12 protein-coding genes are annotated in these 15,306 nt (G+C 68.0%); 4 read left to right on the forward strand and 8 right to left on the reverse strand.

Going from position 1 to position 15,306, the window contains the following annotated elements; genetic code table 11:
• Positions 1 to 64 precede the first annotated feature (64 nt).
• Positions 65 to 1,990 carry an asparagine synthase (glutamine-hydrolyzing) gene (asnB, locus tag ABIE38_RS02670; protein WP_354053882.1) on the reverse strand — a complete coding sequence of 642 codons (1,926 nt, stop codon included), beginning with the start codon at positions 1,988 to 1,990 and terminating at the stop codon, positions 65 to 67.
• A 226-nt stretch (positions 1,991 to 2,216) separates the two neighbouring features.
• Here asnB and ctaC point away from each other — a divergent pair, with 226 nt between their 5' ends.
• Both ctaC and ABIE38_RS02680 read left to right on the forward strand, forming a co-directional pair.
• Positions 2,217 to 3,335: an aa3-type cytochrome oxidase subunit II gene (ctaC, locus tag ABIE38_RS02675; RefSeq protein ID WP_354053883.1), complete on the forward strand. Its 1,119-nt coding sequence runs from the start codon at positions 2,217 to 2,219 to the stop codon at positions 3,333 to 3,335.
• A 36-nt stretch (positions 3,336 to 3,371) separates the two neighbouring features.
• Positions 3,372 to 3,788 carry a cytochrome c oxidase subunit 4 gene (locus ABIE38_RS02680; protein ID WP_354053884.1) on the forward strand — a complete coding sequence of 139 codons (417 nt, stop codon included), beginning with the start codon at positions 3,372 to 3,374 and terminating at the stop codon, positions 3,786 to 3,788.
• A gap of 257 nt (positions 3,789 to 4,045) precedes the next feature.
• On the opposite strand, the gene ABIE38_RS02685 is transcribed toward ABIE38_RS02680, so the two are convergent.
• Both ABIE38_RS02685 and ABIE38_RS02690 read right to left on the reverse strand, forming a co-directional pair.
• Positions 4,046 to 5,203 (reverse strand): acyl-CoA dehydrogenase family protein, encoded by a 1,158-nt coding sequence (locus tag ABIE38_RS02685; protein ID WP_354053885.1) that lies wholly within the window; start codon positions 5,201 to 5,203, stop codon positions 4,046 to 4,048.
• A 128-nt stretch (positions 5,204 to 5,331) separates the two neighbouring features.
• The gene (locus ABIE38_RS02690) at positions 5,332 to 5,856 is read right to left on the reverse strand and encodes a DUF3253 domain-containing protein (RefSeq protein WP_354053886.1); all 525 of its coding nucleotides are present in this window, start codon (positions 5,854 to 5,856) and stop codon (positions 5,332 to 5,334) included.
• A 157-nt stretch (positions 5,857 to 6,013) separates the two neighbouring features.
• Here ABIE38_RS02690 and ABIE38_RS02695 point away from each other — a divergent pair, with 157 nt between their 5' ends.
• Positions 6,014 to 7,597, forward strand: coding sequence for an FAD-dependent oxidoreductase (locus tag ABIE38_RS02695; protein WP_354053887.1), 1,584 nt, complete (start codon positions 6,014 to 6,016; stop codon positions 7,595 to 7,597).
• Between the two features lie 178 nt (positions 7,598 to 7,775).
• Here ABIE38_RS02695 and qcrB read toward each other — a convergent pair whose 3' ends face one another.
• The 4 genes from qcrB to ctaE are packed head-to-tail and all read right to left on the reverse strand — an operon-like array spanning position 7,776 to position 12,134.
• Positions 7,776 to 9,398 (reverse strand): cytochrome bc1 complex cytochrome b subunit, encoded by a 1,623-nt coding sequence (qcrB, locus tag ABIE38_RS02700; protein WP_354053888.1) that lies wholly within the window; start codon positions 9,396 to 9,398, stop codon positions 7,776 to 7,778.
• Positions 9,395 to 10,585, reverse strand: coding sequence for a cytochrome bc1 complex Rieske iron-sulfur subunit (gene qcrA, locus ABIE38_RS02705; protein ID WP_354053889.1), 1,191 nt, complete (start codon positions 10,583 to 10,585; stop codon positions 9,395 to 9,397). The genes qcrB and qcrA overlap by 4 nt, the downstream gene beginning before the upstream one ends.
• A complete protein-coding gene (gene qcrC, locus ABIE38_RS02710) occupies positions 10,582 to 11,466 on the reverse strand; it encodes a cytochrome bc1 complex diheme cytochrome c subunit (RefSeq protein ID WP_182644065.1) in 885 nt (294 codons plus the stop codon). Before qcrC ends, qcrA begins: the two co-directional genes overlap by 4 nt.
• 56 nt (positions 11,467 to 11,522) lie before the next feature.
• Positions 11,523 to 12,134, reverse strand: coding sequence for an aa3-type cytochrome oxidase subunit III (gene ctaE, locus ABIE38_RS02715; RefSeq protein WP_354053890.1), 612 nt, complete (start codon positions 12,132 to 12,134; stop codon positions 11,523 to 11,525).
• Positions 12,135 to 12,417: 283 nt separating this feature from the next.
• On the opposite strand from ctaE, the gene trpD reads away from it, so the two are divergent.
• Positions 12,418 to 13,482, forward strand: coding sequence for an anthranilate phosphoribosyltransferase (trpD, locus tag ABIE38_RS02720; RefSeq protein ID WP_354053891.1), 1,065 nt, complete (start codon positions 12,418 to 12,420; stop codon positions 13,480 to 13,482).
• Here trpD and ABIE38_RS02725 read toward each other — a convergent pair.
• Entirely contained in the window at positions 13,463 to 15,115 is a 1,653-nt protein-coding gene (locus ABIE38_RS02725) for a DEDD exonuclease domain-containing protein (protein WP_354053892.1), read from the reverse strand. The two genes, trpD and ABIE38_RS02725, sit on opposite strands and share 20 nt — an antisense overlap.
• Positions 15,116 to 15,306: the final 191 nt, after the last annotated feature.

Below are 15,306 nucleotides of genomic sequence, written 5' to 3' on the forward strand. Positions count from 1 at the left end.
CCGCACGCATTCCCCGAGAGGGGGCGTGCGGGACGCTCTTCTCGATGAGTTGGGTCGGGCCGGACTAGAGGCGCACGGGGTAGTCCCGCTGTTCGATGTCCGGGGTGATGCGCCCCTCCACGAAGATGCCGTGCCAGATCATGAAGCACAGCATCGTCCAGATCCGGCGGCTGTGGTCGGACTCGCCACGTCGGTGCTCGTCGAGCATGCACATCACGGCGGCCTTGTCCACGAACTCGTCGGTGCCCGAGGCCAGGACCTGCCCGCGCGCCCAGTCGTGCAGCTCCGGTCCGGCCAGCCAGTGGCGGGTCGGGACCGGGAAGCCGAGCTTCTTCCGGTGCAGCACGTGCGCCGGCACGATCCGCTCGAGCGCCCTGCGGAGCGCGTACTTGGTGGTCCCGTGCGCGACCTTCTCCGTGTACGGCAGGCGTGAGGCGACCTCGTAGACTTCGCGGTCGAGGAACGGCACGCGCAACTCGAGGGAATTGGCCATGGTGACCCTGTCCGCCTTGACCAGGATGTCCCCACGGAGCCACGTGAACAGGTCCAGGTGCTGCATGCGGGCGACAGGGTCCCACCCACGGGAGCGCTCGTAGATCGGTGCCGTCACGTCCTGGTGGCTCCACTCGGGCCGGTAGTCGGTGAGCACCGAGCGGACCTGGTCCTCCGAGAACGAGCGCGCGTTGCCGTAGTAGCGGTCTTCGAGACTCATGGAGCCGCGATGCAGCAGGCTTTTCCCGCGGGTGCCCTCGGGGATCCGTGTGCTCACCCGTCCCAGCGAGCGGCGCAGGCCGCCGGGGATCCTCTCGAACGGTGCGAGCGAGAGCGGTTCCTTGTAGATGGTGTATCCGCCGAAGAGCTCATCGGCACCCTCGCCCGACAGGACCACCTTGACGTGCTTGCGGGCCTCGCGGGCGACGAAGTACAGCGGCACCAGTGCGGGGTCGGCGACCGGCTCGTCGAGGTACCAGATGATCTCCGGGATCGCGGCGGCGAACTCCTCGGGCGAGACCACCTTGACGATGTGCTCCACACCGATCGCCGCGGCGGACTCGGCGGCCACGTCCACCTCCGAGTAACCCTCCCGCTCGAACCCCGTGGTGAAGGTGAGGAGGTTCTCGTTGTGTCGACGGGCGAGCGCGGCGATGGCGGTGGAGTCGATGCCCCCGGACAGGAACGAACCCACGGTGACGTCGGCGCGCATGTGCTTGGCCACGGAGTCCTCGAGAGCAACGGCGATCTCCTCGTAGCGGCGCTCGGCATCACCGTCGGCGACCGGGACCACGGGGAAGGTCGGCTCGAAGTAGCGCTCGATCACCGGAGGGGAACCGGGGGAGAGGGTCGCGTGGCAACCGGACTCCAGGCGGCGGACACCGCGGGTCAGCGTCTCGTCCTCCGGGACGTACTGGAGCGTGACGTAGTGCTGCAGGGCGCGGGTGTCGAGAGAGGTGTCGACGGCGAGGAGGTCGACCAGTTCGGTGATCGACTTCTTCTCGCTCGCGAACGCGGTGCCCCCGGGGCCGGTCGCCATGTAGAGGGGCTTGATACCGAAGGGGTCGCGGGCCACGAAGAGGGTGCGTTCGACGGTGTCCCAGATCGCGAAGGCGAACATCCCGCGGAGCCGGCGGACGGCCGCGGGTCCCCAGTGGTGGAAGGCCACGACGATCGGCTCCCCGTCGCCCTCGGTCCGGAACTCGGCACCGAACTCCTCACGGAGCTGCGCCCGGAGTTCGACGTAGTTGTAGATCTCGCCGTTGAACGTCAGGGCGTAGCGGTCGGGGTTCTCGGGCGGGCCCCAGCGCAGCGGCTGGTGCGAATGAGCGATGTCGATGATCGACAGACGGTTGAATCCGAACGCCAGGTCGTCGTCGACCCAGGTCCCCACCTCGTCCGGACCGCGGTGACGCTGGCACCCCATCGCGCCCAGAACCCTCGATTCCTGGGCGCGGGCGGAGCCGTCGGGGGTGAGCAGACCAAGCAGGCCACACATTCGTCGGGTACCTCGTCGATCGTCGTCGGGGGTGGGGAGAACCCGCGTCTGCGGGCCACGATGGGTTCGAATACTACTGGTCCCGGGGCTCCCGCCCGCCGCGCCGGACGGTGGAGGGGTGGGTTCGGTGAAATGCCGGGACCCGCGGCTTCCAAACTGAGAGCCGTGGTCTACGATTCCTAAGTGTCCCGGCCACGTGGTCGGTGCCGCTGATCAGGAAGGCGTGATGGTGGAACAGCGTGACGGGCGTCGTCGGACGCGCAGGGCTGCACTCGCGGTGTCGCTCGGCACATTGGGCTTGTTTTTGTCCGGTTGCAGCCTCCACACCGACAACAAATGGTGGAACCAGACCATGAACTTCGGGTTCCCCAACGGGATCACGCCCGAGGGCATCGCCATCAGGGAGTTCTGGACTCTCACCGTCATCACGTCGCTCGTCGTCGGATTCTTCGTGTGGGGCCTCATCTTCTGGACCATGGCCTTCCACCGCAAGAGGAAGAACGACGACGGCGAGTTCCCGCGTCAGACCGCCTACAACGTGCCGCTCGAGCTGGTCTACACGGCCGTGCCGTTCGTGATCATCTCGGTGCTCTTCTACTTCACCGTCATCACCCAGAACAAGGTCCTGGACCTCCGGCCGGAGGAAGAGGTCGGCGTCAAGGTCGACGTCACCGCGTTCCAGTGGAACTGGAAGTTCGGGTACAACAAGGTCGACGTCGCGGGTGTGTCCATCGAGGACGGCACCAACGAGGAGGCCCAGCGTGCGGCCGAGGAGGCAGGCGTCCTCTCGGACGAGCAGCGTATGGCACTCGGCCACCACGGGGAGCCCGCCGCCGGTGGCCCGATCCATGGGCGCCTCGCCGAGGACAAGTCGTACCTCCACTTCAACAACATCGAGACCGTCGGCACCTCCGAAGAGGTCCCGGTCCTCGTCCTGCCGACCGGGACCCGCGTGGAGTTCCGTCTCGCGGCGGCCGACGTGATCCACTCCTTCTGGATCCCAGAGTTCATCTACAAGCTCGACGTCATGCCGCACCCCGGTCAGAACCAGCAGCTGAGCATGTTCCAGATCGCGGAGATCGAGCGTGAAGGCGCCTTCGTCGGACGGTGTGCCGAGATGTGCGGCGCGTACCACGCGATGATGAACTTCGAGCTCAGGGCGGTGTCGCCGGAGGCCTTCGCGGAGTACATCCAGTTCCGCCAGGACAACCCGACGGCGTCCAACGCGGAGGCGCTCGCGTCGATCGGCGAGGAGCCCTACTCCACGTCCACGGCACCGTTCAAGACCGGCCGCAGCGATACCCGCGACCAGAACAACATCATCGAGAACGCATCCGCTAACTGACGTCTCTCCCGGTATCACGCGAAGGGCTCCTGCACGATGAACGCAACAGTAAGAATCTTCGACGGACTGGTGGTCTTCCTCGCCATCCTGGCCATCGCGTACACCTACCTCACGGGCACCTCGCGCACCGGCATCGAGTGGGTGGGCTCCACCTCTCTCGTGCTCTCCGCCGGGCTGTGCCTGCTGATCGGTGGGTACCTCCGCTTTGTCGCGCGCCGGATCAGCACGCTCCCCGAGGACTACGAGGAGGCGGAGATCTCCGACGGCGCCGGTGAGCTCGGTTTCTTCAGCCCGCACAGCTACTGGCCGTTCTTCATCGCCTTCTCGATCCTCTTCATCGGTTTCGGCGCGGCGTTCTGGAACTGGTGGGTGTTGCTCGGGGGGGCGACCGCGCTGATCATCACCGCCTGTGCCCTGGTCTTCGAGTACCACTGGGGCCGCGAGAAGCACTGACCGACGGGTCCGACCCCACGAGGCCCCCACCGCGAGAAGCGGTGGGGGCCTCGTCCGTGAGGGGACACCGGCAGGAAGTCGCGTGTCTGGGACCACCGCTCGCAGCCGGGACCCGCGTCGGCGCCCCCGCAGTCGAGACCGTCTCAGACGTCGGGGACACCACCCGGGAACGAGCTCGGGCCGGGTCCCGCACAACGAGCTCGGGCCGGGACCCGCGCGGTGCGCAGGTCCCGGCCCGGATCATGTCCGGTGGTGGACTACAGTCCCATGTCCTTGGCGATGATGGTCTTCATGACCTCGTTGGTTCCGCCGTAGATCCGGTTGACCCGGTTGTCCGTGTACAGGCGGGCGATCGGGTACTCGTTGATGAACCCGTATCCGCCGTGCAGCTGCAGGCAACGGTCGATCACCTCGGCCGCGATCTCGGTGCAGAACAGCTTGGCCGATGCGGCCTCGGCCGCGGTCAGCTCTCCCTCGTCGAGTGCCTCGAGGGCACGGTCGGCGACGGCCTGCGCCGCGTCGACCTTCGCCTGACAGGCGGCGAGCTCGAACTTGGTGTTCTGGAACGAGGCGACCTCCTTTCCGAAGACCGTGCGCTGCTGGGTGTACTCCTTGGCGAAGCGCACCGCGGCCGCGGCCTGGGCGTACGCGCCGTATGCGATGCCCCAGCGCTCGGACGGCAGGTTCTGGCCGAGGTAGTGGAAACCACGGTTCTCCTCGCCGAGCAGATCCTCGACCGGGACCTTGACGTCGCTGAACGCCAGCTCTGCGGTATCCGAGGTGCGGAGACCGACCTTGTCGAGCTTGCGTCCCACGGAGTAGCCCTCGAGCTTGGTGTCGACGGCCAGGAGGGAGATGCCGAAGCGACGGTCGTCCTCGCGCGGGGGAGCGGTCCGGGCACAGACGATCACGCGGTCGGCGTGGACGCCGCCGGTGATGAAGGTCTTGGCACCGTTAAGGACGTAGTGGGTGCCGTCCTCGGAGAGCTTGGCCGTGCTCTTCATGCCGGCGAGGTCCGATCCGGTGCCGGGCTCGGTCATGGCCAGCGCCCACATCTCCTCGCCGGAGACGAACTTGGGCAGATAACGCTGCTTCTGCTCCTCGGTGGCCAGGGCCTTGATGTAGGGGAGTCCCAGCAGGACGTGAACGCCCGATCCGCCGAAGTTCACGCCCGCCCGGGCGGTCTCCTCGGACTGGATGGCCTCGAACTTGTGCGAGTTGATCCCGGCGCCGCCGTACTCCTCGTCGACGTTGATGCCGAAGACCCCGAGGTCGGCGAGCTTGTAGTAGAACTCGCGCGGCACGATGCCCGCGTCGAACCACTCCTGGAAATGGGGGGACACCTCGGACTCGATGAAGGCGCGGATGGTCTGGCGGAAGGCCTCGTGGTCTTCGTTGAACACTGTGCGGCGCAAGGGTGTATGCCTTTCCATTGGACGACCCGCCGTGAGAGGGGGGACGGGGCGATCAGGTGAATGTCTCCTACCAGAAGATCGTACAAGGCCGCGGAGCGCGGCACGGCGCGGGTTACCGACTGGTAGCTTCAGTCCCGTTCCACGCTGCTGTCCCTCGGTGGCCGGAAGTCGAGCGCGTCCGCCGCCACGATGCGGATCGGGCCTCGGATGTCGGCTCCGGAGACGACCTGGCCACGTTGCGTGATGGCGACGACACCGTCTGCGCAGAGGTCCAGGGCGACCTGTCGGGCTTGATCCATGAGCTCGCGCCATCGTTCGCCGCCGACCGTGCGGGCGGCGTCGCTGGGGCAGATCGAGCCCTCGCCGCGGGAGCGGAGCAGCGTCCGGATCGTCGCGGCCAACCGGTCCCGCGTTCCCTCCTCGGTCGGATCCCACCAGGGGGCGCCGCGCTCGCCCAGTGCGATCTTGGCGTCGTGGACCATCACCCGCGCAGCGTCGCCCTCGGACTTCACGAGCCGGCGGCCGGTCATGAGCGCGGAGACGAGTTCGGTTCTGAGGGTGTCCGGGATCGACGGGTCGGTGGCCCTCCATCGCCTTCCCCCGACCACGATGTAGCGACCGTCCTCGGTGTGTTCGACCTCGTTGCGCGTCACACCGCGATCATGCCCGCACTCGGTGGGGGTGTCACGAAACCCGCCGGTCGAGCCACGGAAACCCACCGGGCCGCTAGTGTAGAACGTGTTCTAGTGAGCGTCGGCCCGCGGCCGGTGTCCGGGCCGTGTGCCGGTGAAGTCGAGATGAGGAGAGCCCGTGACGACGCAGACCAGCACGTTCGATGCAGAGTTCGATGTGGTTGTGGTGGGATCGGGCGTCGCGGCGCTCTTCGGTGCGGCCGCAGCGGCGTCCCGGGGGTTGTCCACCTGCCTCGTCGAGAAGACGGACCGTTTCGGCGGCACCTCCGCGTATTCGGGCGGTGCGGTGTGGCTGCCCGGCAACGCCGTCCTCGCCCGCGACGGGCTGGAGGACTCGGTGGACACGGGCCGGACCTATTTCCGCGCCGTCGTGGGCGACCGGACCGACCACGACCTGCAGGACGCGTACCTGAACACCGGGCCGATGGTCGTCGATTTCCTCCAGGACAGGCTGGGTATCCCCACGAGGTTCCAGGCGTTCCCCGACTACTTCGACGCACCCGGGCGTCAGGAGGTGGGTCGTAGCATCTACCCCAAACCCATCACGGGGGAGGAGGTGGGTGAGCGCACCGGAGATATCCGCTCCTCGGTGCCGTCGGATCAGTTCGGTGCCCCGGAGGACACCGCCAGGTTGGAGGGCGGCCGTGCCTGGGTCGCCCGGCTCGTGCTGGCGTTGGACGCCATGGAGGCGGCTGAGCTCCGGCTGTCGACGGCTGCGGAGCGGCTCATCCGAGACGACACCGGGCGGGTCGTGGGGGTCGAGGTGCGCGACGGTTCGGGCGTCCGGTCGATTCGCGCACGTCGCGGCGTGCTGGTCGCGGCGGGCGGATTCGAGCGGTCGACGGAGTTGCGACGACGGTGGCAGCAGATGCCGACATCCGCCTGGTCGGCCTCCCACCCGGATACCGGTTCCGGGGACGCCGTCCGGATGTTCGATGAGGTCGGGGCCCGGCTCGACCTGCTGGACCAGTCGTGGTGGTGTCCGGCGACGCTGTTCCCCAACGGGCACGCCGCGTTCACCCTCGGCTTCCGCTCCGGGATCATCGTCGACGGCACGGGTCGACGCTTCGGCAACGAACTCCTGCCGTACGACCAGATGGGCCGTCGGATGCACGCCCGGATGGTCGACGGCGCGGGCGAGGAGTTCTGGTTTGTCTTCGATGATTCGGAGGCGGGCGGGTACCCGGCGATCTGTGTCCCCGCCCCCGATCCCGAGCAGCTGCGGGCGGCCGGCCTCTGGCACACCGCAGCGTCGATCGGGGAGCTGGCGGAGGCCATCGGTATCGATCCGGACGTCCTCGCCGAGAGCGTCTCCCGGTTCAACGGTCATGCCGCTCAGGGCAGAGATGACGACTTCGGTCGAGGCGAGGATCCGTACGGGCGGTTCTTCCTCGGCGCCTCCACGCCCGAGGAATGCCTGCGGCCACTACGGGATGAGCGACTGCACGCCGTGCGCCTGGTGCTGGGCGACCTGGGCACCAAGGGTGGTGCCGTGATCGACCCGAACGGGTCCGTGGTGGGTACGGACGGGTCACCTATCCCGGGCCTCTACGCCGCCGGGAACTCGTCGGCCTCGGTGTCCGGTGAGGCATACCCGGGTCCCGGGGTTCCCCTGGGGTCGGGCATGACGATGGCGTTCAGGGCCGTGGCCGACATGGCCGGGCAGTCGTTGCCGGTGGATCCCGCACCGGTCGCCCGGTGAACTGTGCGTCCACAGCATCTCCCGGTTGGCGGCGCACGGTGACCGCACCTCCCGGATAGTCCCACAGTCCTCCGCCGTCGCCCCCGAAGGATCACCCGACCCCGGTGGAGGAGGCGAGACGACCGCGGGCCGGAACTCCTGTCGGAGTTCCGGCCCGCGGTCGGGTGTCAGCAGAGGATCAGTGCTCGTCGTGCCGACGCGTACGGTTCTCCTGCTGCAACGTGGTGAGCATAGAGTGCTCGCGGTCGTGCTTGCCGTGATCGGCGTCGTCGAGATGACGCACCTCGTCGACCGGGTCGGCCGTGAGTGCGCCCCGCGGGGGCCGGCCGGCTGCACCGAGCTGGTTCATCTTCGTGGGCACCTTGGCACCCGCGTACTCGAGCGGAACCGCGTGACCGTGCTCGTCGATCCCACCCAGGGGCTGGTGGACCTCGACGAACTCACCCTGCGGCATCCGCATGATGATGCCGGTCTCGATCCCGTGCTCCAGGACCTCCCGGTCGGCCCGTTGGAGACCCAGGCAGAGCCGGTAGGTGAAGAAGTACATGACCGGCGGCAGCAGGATCAGACCGATGCGACCCGCCCATGTGGTGGCGTTCAGCGAGATGTTGAAGTGATATGCGATGAGGTCGTTGGATCCCATCAACACCAGGATCACGTAGAACGTGATGGCCATGACGCCGGCGGCGGTACGGACCGGAACGTCGCGCGGACGCTGGAGCAGGTTGTGGTGCGCGGTGTCACCGGTGAGCTTGGCCTCGATCCACGGGTACAGGAACATCACAGCGACCATCGCGCCGAGCATCACGGCCACCCAGAGGACTGCAGGGATGGTGTAGTTACCCAGGTAGATCTCCCACGCAGGCATCACGCGGGCGCCGCCCTCGGTCCACAGCATGTACCAGTCGGGTTGCGAGCCCGCCGATATATGGGATGGGTTGTATGGCCCGAGGTTCCATATCGCGTTGATGGTGAACATGCCCGAGAAGAGCATGAGCATCCCGACGGTGATGGCGCCGAACGCGACGGACTTGACCGCGAAGACCGGCAGGATCCGGACGCCGACGACATTGTTCTCCGTGCGGCCGGGCCCGGGGAACTGGGTGTGCTTCTGGTACCAGACCAGCGCGAGGTGCGCGGCGATGAGGGCCAGGATGATCGCGGGGATGATGAGCACGTGAAGGATGTAGAAGCGCGGGATCAGGAGATCGCCGGGGAAGTCCCCGCCGAAGATCATCCAGTGCATCCAGGTCCCGATCACCGGGAGCCCGACGATGATGCCGGAGGTGATCCGGATGCCGGTTCCCGACAGGACGTCGTCCGGCAGGCCGTAGCCGAGGAAGCCCTCGACGATGCCCAGCAGCAGCAGCACGCAGCCGATGACCCAGTTGGCCTCACGCGGGCGACGGAACGCGCCGGTGAAGAAGATGCGGATCATGTGGACGATCATCGAGGCGACGAAGAGCAGCGCCGCCCAGTGGTGGATCTGTCGGACGAAGAGCCCGCCACGCACCTCGAACGAGATGTTGAGTGCCGTCTCGTAGGCCCGGGAGATCTCGATGCCGTTGAGGGGCGCGTAGGCACCCTGGTAGATCACCTTCGACATCGACGGGTCGAAGAAGAGGGTGAGGTACACACCCGAGATCAGCAGGATGATGAAGCTGTACAGGGCGATCTCGCCCAGTAGGAAGGACCAGTGCGTGGGGAAGACCTTGTTGATCTGCCGACGCATGCCCTTGGCCATGGTGTATCGCGAGTCGAGGTTCTCCCCGATCGTCGCGATCTTGGTGTTGTTACTCATGAACGACGCTCCCAGAAGGCAGGTCCGACCGGCTCGATGAAGTCGCCGTTGGCGACGAGGTAACCCTCGTTGTCAACAGCGATGGGCAACTGCGGCAGTGCGCGCGCGGCGGGGCCGAAGACCGGCTTCGCGTACTCGAGCGCGTCGAACTGCGACTGGTGGCACGGGCAGAGGAAGCGGTGCGTCTGCTGCTCGTACAGTGAGGTGGGGCAGGCCAGGTGGGTGCAGATCTTCGAGTAGGCGTAGAGGTCGCCGTAGTTGAAGTTCTCCTGGCCCTTGCGCTTGATCACCCGGGCCGAGTCGGCCGGGCGGAAGCGGATCAGCATGACCGAGTTGCGCGCCCCGTGGATCGAGTGCATGTGCTCCTCGAAGTCGCCCAGGGCGCTCGCGGGAAGCGGGAACACCGACTCGAGTCCTCCGGCTGCCAGGTCCTCGACGTGGATGCGCTCGAGACGTCCCTCACCCGCGGGGGGATGTCCGTCCGGGTAGACCTTGCCGGTGTCGCGACCGAGGTACACCTTCTCGGCCGGGAGCCCGTCCGGTCGGGTGTCCGACGCGAGGGTCCACCCCGTGGTGTGCAGGGTGCCGTCTCCGGCGATGGTGAGTTCGCCGCGCCGCCACGGGTTCTTGACCATGCCACCGAGCGGCAGGATCGCGGACAGACCGATGAGCGCGACGCTCGCTCCGAGGAAGCCGCCCATCACCTTGCGACGGCCGAGGGTCGAGGTCTTCCAGGAGTCGTTGAGGCCGGCGACGAGGGTCCGACGATCGACGTCTTCCGACGGTCCGTCGTGACGGGTCTGGACCGAGATCTCCTCGGGGATGAACTTCTTGGTGAACTGCACCGCGCCGAAGCCCAGGAAGAGGATCGACAGGCCGATCGTCAGGCCGAGGAGGGGCGTGTACGCCATGTAGAGCCAGTAGCCGTCCTCACCCTGGCCGCGGTACTCCCACGGCCAGGCGATGTAGATCACGGCGAAGGCCAGCGCGAGGACCGCCGACAGTGCGAACCAGGTGGTGACGACTCGTGCGGCACGCTTCTCGGCTCGGGAGGTGACACCGTCCGGCCACCGGTTCTCGCGGAATCGGACGTCGACCTCGTCGAGCTCGGTTCCCAACCGGACGAGCTCGGCGTCGCCCATCCGGTCGAGGTCCGCGGGGGACGGGTTCTTGGGGGTCTCACTCATGAACGGGATCCGATCCAGAGGGTCGCACCGATGAGGGCGACGATGCCGACTAGCCAGATGGCCACACCTTCGGTCACGGGGCCGAGCCCGCCGAGCGCGTAACCGCCGGGCGAGACCTTGGAGTCCGTGTCCTTGATGAAGGCGATGATGTCCTTCTTCTCGTCAGGCGTGAGCTGACGGTCCGAGAACTTGGGCATGTTCTGCGGTCCGGTGAGCATCGCCTGATAGATCTCCTGCTCGTTGGCAGGGTCGAGAATGGGCGCGTACTTGCCCGCCGACAGCGCACCGCCGCGACCGGTGAAGTTGTGGCAGGAGGCGCAGTTGAGGCGGAAGAGCTCGGAACCGCGCGCGATCTCCTCGGCGCGGGCCTCGCCCGAGGCACCGCGCAGCGACCCCTGGGCGATCGAACCGTCGGGATCGGTGACGATCTCGGGGCCGCCGCCGAAGAGGTCGACGTACGCCGCGAGCGCGATGATCTGGTGCTCGCTGTAGCGCGGCTTCTTGCGCTCGGCCTGGGCCTCGTTGTTGGCCGCCGGCATACGCCCGGAATGGACCTGGAAGTAGGTGGCTCCCGCGCCCGTGCCGACGAGCGACGGACCGCGGTCCTCGACACCCTGAAGGTTCTGGCCGTGGCAGGTGATGCACGCGACGTCGTAGATCGACTTGCCCTCGGCGATGAGCGCGGCCTGATCCTGCTGGGCGGTCGCGACCTGGGGCTCGGGAACGACGGCCGTGGCGATGGCCCCGGCGCCGAGGAGACCGGCGGCGATGACGAGCGCGCCGGTCGCCTTACGGCGACGCTTCGACGAGGCCGGACGAGCCGGATTCACCGCGGGCTCCGGCGACGGCGTGTCCGCAGCGGGTGGGTGAGGTGAGTTCATTATGAGTTCCCTTTGGAGTTGGGACCTGCTGGACGCAGCGTCCTGCGGCCAGCTGACTACTGAATGAAGTAGATGGTGACGAAGAGGCCGATCCAGACCACGTCGACGAAGTGCCAGTAGTACGACACGACGATGGCCGCCGTGGCCTGGGCGGGAGTGAACTGGGACATCGTCGTCCGCATGACGAGGACGACGAACGCCAGGACGCCGGCCGCCACGTGGAGGCCGTGGAAACCGGTGGTGATGAAGAAGACGGACCCGTAGACGCTGGACGAGATCGTGGTGCCCTCGAGGTACATCTCGTAGTACTCGTAGGCCTGACCGACGAGGAAGACCGTGCCCATGAGGGCCGAGATGATGTACCAACGACGGAGGCCGAAGACGTCGCCCTGCTCGGCGGCGAAGACGCCCATCTGACAGGTAACCGAGGACGCCACGAGGATCGCCGTGATAGTCAGAGCGAACGGGACGTTGAGGTGCGTCGGGTAGGAGGGCCAGTCACCTCCCGAGTTCGCCTTGGAGACGAAGTACATCGCGAACAGCCCCGCGAAGAACATCAACTCCTGGGACAACCAGATGATGGTGCCCACACTGACCATGTTCGGCCGGTTCAGCGAATGAACGCGCTGAGCCATTGCCGATCCTGAGTTATCCACTGCGCTCGTCACGAGGCCAAGTATGACCCCTGAGGTGGGCGGAGGCTGCAGGGACCCCCGATTTCGGCGTGTCCCCACAGCGTTTTCGCAGGTCGTTCATAGAACTCCCCGGTCACCCGTCAGGAGACGCACCCCGTGCAGGGGTATCAGGGCCTTCTCAGGCTCCTCGACGGCTGTCGGGACGGGTCCGGTGATGGGAGTCCGCGGGCACCGGCGACGCGGCTGGTGGCACGATTGTCACTGTGCGGTCGGACGGTGACAGACCGCCGGGATCCAGGGAGAGAGGTCGGGACACGTGGGGAGTTCTGCAGCGTTCGACGAGGGCCGGTCCTGGCCCGGGGTACTCGGCACGCTCACGGCGGGTGAGGACCTGGAACCGGCGGACGCCCGCTGGGCGATGTCCCGGATCATGGAGGGCCTCGCGACGGACGCGCAGATCGCGGCGTTCGGGGTCGCACTCGACATGAAGGGGGTGACGGGTCCGGAACTGGACGCCCTGTCCTCCACGATGCTCGACTACTCGCGCCGGGTGCCGACCTCCCGGCCCTGCGTCGACATCGTCGGAACCGGTGGCGATCGGCAGGGAACGGTCAACATCTCCACCATGTCCGCCCTCGTCGTGAGCGCCTGCGGAGTTCCCGTGGTCAAGCACGGCAATCGTGCGGCGTCCTCGAAGAGCGGAGGGGCCGACGTGCTCGAGGCCCTCGGGGTGGCGATCGACCTGGGGCCGGAGGAGGTCGCACGGTGTGTCGACGAGGTGGGTGTGGCCTTCTGCTTCGCCCCCGTGTTCCATCCCGCACTCCGCTTCGCTGCCGCGCCCCGGCGGGAGATCGGCATCCCGACCGTGTTCAACATCCTGGGTCCCCTCACCAACCCCGCAGCCCCTGCGGCCAACCTCATCGGGTGCGCCTTCGACCGTCTGATGACCGTGATGGCGGAGGTCTTCGCGCTCCGCGGGCGCTCTGCGCTGGTCGTGCGGGGAGCCGACGGCCTCGACGAGATCACGATGACCGGGCCGACCCGCGTGCTGCGCGTCTCGCAGGGCCGGATCGACGAGGACGAGATCGCCCCCGGTGACTTCGGGATGGCGACGTGCGCGATCGAGGAACTGCGCGGGGGCGACGGACGCCACAACGCAACGGTGGCCCGGGACCTGCTGGCCGGCAAGAGGGGCCCCGTCAGGGATGCCGTCCTGCTCAATTCCGCCGCGGCGCTGGTGGCGTTCGACGGCCTCGATCGGGACGCAGACCTCGTGACCGCGATGACGTCGGCGTTGGATCGCGCCGCGAGGGCCGTGGACGACGGCGAGGCGGCCGGACTCCTGGACAGGTGGGCGGCCTTCAGCGCCGCGCGGGACTGATCCCGGCACTGCTCGTCTCCGAGGCCGCCAGTTCGGCTCTATCCGCCCACCCGGTCAGTCTGTGGGCGCCGTCGACGGGCAGTGCCCAGCACCCCGCGACCGACACGATGCGGGTGGGTGCGGAGTCGATCCACCTGTGCACGTTCCGGATCTCCGAGGCACTCGCGCCGGAGAACGGCCCGGGCCCGGGCTGCACGGTCGTGGCGCCCGCCCGGAGTGAGTCGATGACGGGCAGTGGGGCGGCTCCGGCCGGCACGATCCCTGACGCGGCGAGACGTCCGTGACGCACGACTGCCACGGCCCATGTCCGCGCGGGTCCGGACTGGGCCAGGACCAGCTCGCTCAGGCCGGCGGTGGCGGCGAGTTCCTGATGTCGGGTGAGGATCCGGACGAGGGTCGCCGCGCGATCGCGCAACCGGGCCGCACGCTCGAACGCGCCGCCCGCCGCGATCGCGTCGATCCGGTCGACCATCGCCCTGACGGCCGCCGAGTTCCGGCCGCGGACCAGGTCCTCCCAGTGCTGCGCGTCAGGAGGGGTGCCGAGGGTCTCGACGAGGTCCAGCCACGCCGCTCTGGCGTCCTCGGCTCTCCGGAACGGCCCGAGGGCGGACGGATGCTCCGGTGTGCGGGTCACCTGTCCACGGATCGCGCGCCCGGAGGGTGGGGAGAGCCACCACCCGCGACGGGGACTCCGCGAACGCCGGTTGTACGGCGGCTGCAGGGAGTCGATCAGCCGCTCCTCGACGGTCCACGCCTCGAGGAGGTGCGCACACCGCACCGACTCGACACTCGCGGCCAGGCCGACCATCGTGCGCATCCTGCTGCGTGAATCCGCACCGGAATAGTACGAGCGGGCCCTCCTCCGAACCGACACGGATGAACCCACGTACAGGGCGCCGCCCGCGCCGTCACGGAAGAGGTAGACCCCGGGGCCGGTGGTGAGCGAGTCGGTCAGCGCGGCGCGGCGGCGCACACCGGGGGCGAGGCGGCCGTCGTACGCCCGGAGTTCGGTCAGCGTGGCCACCCCGCAGTCGCCGACCCTGGAGATCAGGGCGTGGAGGACGTCGACGGTGGCGCGGGCGTCCTGGAGTGCCCGGTGGTTCGGCTCGATGGTGGATCCCAGATGGGCGGCGAGTTCACCGAGTCGGTGCCCGCGGGTCTCGCCCCGGTGCAGGATCCGACGTGCCAGGGCGAGCGTGCAGACCGACGGGGGATCCGGCCACTCATGGTCGGTCGATACGGCCGCGGCACGGAGGAATCCGAGGTCGAACCGCGCGTTGTGGGCCACCAGGACGGCGCCACGGGAGAATTCCAGGAACGTCGACATCACCTCGCCGAGGGTGGGCGCCCCGACGAGGTCGCCGGGGTCGATGCCGGTGAGCCGACTGATGTGCCCCGGCAGGGCACCGTCGATGGCGACGAACGTGGACAGCTCCGCCCGGATCTCGCCGCCCCGGACGCGGACCGCGCCGATCTCGGTGATCTCGTCGGTCCCCGGCCGGGTGCCGGTGGTCTCCAGGTCGACAACGACGAACGTCACCTCGGAGAGCATCGGCTCGAGTTCGTCGAACGCCGCCTGGACCCCCTGGGTCCCGGGCGGGCGGACCGGCTCGCGCGTCGGGGGAGTGGGCATGGCCCAGACGGTAGCGACCCGGTCCGACAGGGTGTGACGGACCGACGTGCGGCCGCCTCGGGGATGGATGTCGTACCCCGCCGATACGGTCGGCGTCGAGCCGCAGATCGCGGCCCGGTAACGAATGGGCAACACGCCCAGGACGGAGTGTGACGTAGATCATGTTCTCGATGGACTGCTCACGGTGTCCG

The sequence above is a fragment of the Dietzia sp. 2505 genome, from assembly GCF_040546785.1.
Taxonomy (GTDB): Bacteria; Actinomycetota; Actinomycetes; order Mycobacteriales; family Mycobacteriaceae; genus Dietzia.